This window comes from Leisingera sp. F5, assembly GCF_001593695.1.
In genome coordinates, this window is sequence record NZ_LUKH01001309.1 from 1 (window position 1) to 1123 (window position 1123).

Here is a 1123-nt window from a genome sequence, read left to right on the forward strand (position 1 = left end):
TTCGGGAACCAGATCTTCTGGCTCGCAGTCGCCCTGGTCGTGATCTACCTCATCCTGTCGCGCGTCGCGCTGCCCCGCATTGCGGCAGTTCTGGCCGAGCGTCAGGGTACCATCACCAACGACCTCGCCGCGGCTGAAGACCTGAAGGCCAAGGCTGTCGAGGCCGAAAACGCATATAACAAAGCTCTGGCGGATGCCCGTACGGAAGCGCAGCGCATTGCTGCCGAGACCCGCGCGGAAATTCAGGCTGGGCTGGACGAGGCCATTGCCAAAGCAGACGAACAGATCTCTGCCAAGGCCGCCGAATCTGAAAAGGCTATCGCCGAAATCAAGGCCGGTGCGCTGGAAAGCGTAAAGGCCGTTGCAACCGATACCGCAGAGGCGCTGGTGACCGCGCTTGGCGGTTCGGCAGACGCAGACGCAATTGCCGCGGCAGTTGCCGAGCGGACGAAAGGATAAGGATATGCGCAATATTCTCGCCCTTGCCTTGACCTTTGGCGCAGCTTCGCCTGCCCTTGCTGCCGGCGGCGGCATGGACCTGTCCAACACCAACCTGGTTGTTGGCCTCGGCTTTGTGCTGTTCATCGGCATCCTGCTGTTTGCCAAGGTGCCGTCGCTGCTGGCTGGGCAGTTGGACAACCGTGCAGATGGCATCCAGAAGGAACTGGACGAAGCCCGTGCCCTGCGTGAAGAGGCCCAGACCATCCTGGCGTCTTATGAGCGCAAGCAGCAGGAAGTTCAGGCCCAGGCAGATCAGATCGTCGCTGCCGCCCGTGACGAAGCTGCCCGTGCAGCGGAACAGGCAAAAGCGGATCTACAAACCTCCATCACCCGCCGTCTGGCGGCTGCCCAGGAGCAGATCGCTTCGGCGGAAGCTTCGGCTGTGAAGGAAGTGCGCGATCAGGCGATAACCATCGCTGTTGCCGCTGCGGATCAGGTGATCTCCAAGCAGATGACCGCCGCCGAGGCCAACAAGCTGATCGATGCTGCCATTGCGGATGTGGACGCCAAGCTGCACTAGCTCAGGTTGACACTAACGAGTTAAAAGAACCCGGTCCAAGTGGCCGGGTTTTTTGTGCCTTAGGGGTATTGAACCTGCCGGGCACGGTACTCCGTTCAGGCC

General features: G+C 61.0%; 2 protein-coding genes. Both read left to right on the top strand.

Going from position 1 to position 1123, the window contains the following annotated elements; genetic code table 11:
* A partial coding sequence (locus tag A2I95_RS41020; RefSeq protein ID WP_291738029.1) for a F0F1 ATP synthase subunit B' occupies window positions 1-459 on the top strand: 459 nt, incomplete at its 5' end.
* Between the two features lie 4 nt (window positions 460-463).
* On the top strand, window positions 464-1021 hold the full coding sequence (locus A2I95_RS41025) for a F0F1 ATP synthase subunit B (protein WP_027257262.1): 558 nt from the start codon (window positions 464-466) through the stop codon (window positions 1019-1021).
* The last annotated feature ends 102 nt before the right edge of the window (window positions 1022-1123 follow it).

Bases quoted from the DNA above. Each gene is read 5' to 3' on its own strand.
- A2I95_RS41025 (WP_027257262.1), top strand. From the start codon at position 464: ATGCGCAATATTCTCGCCCTTGCCTTGACCTTTGGCGCAGCTTCGCCT.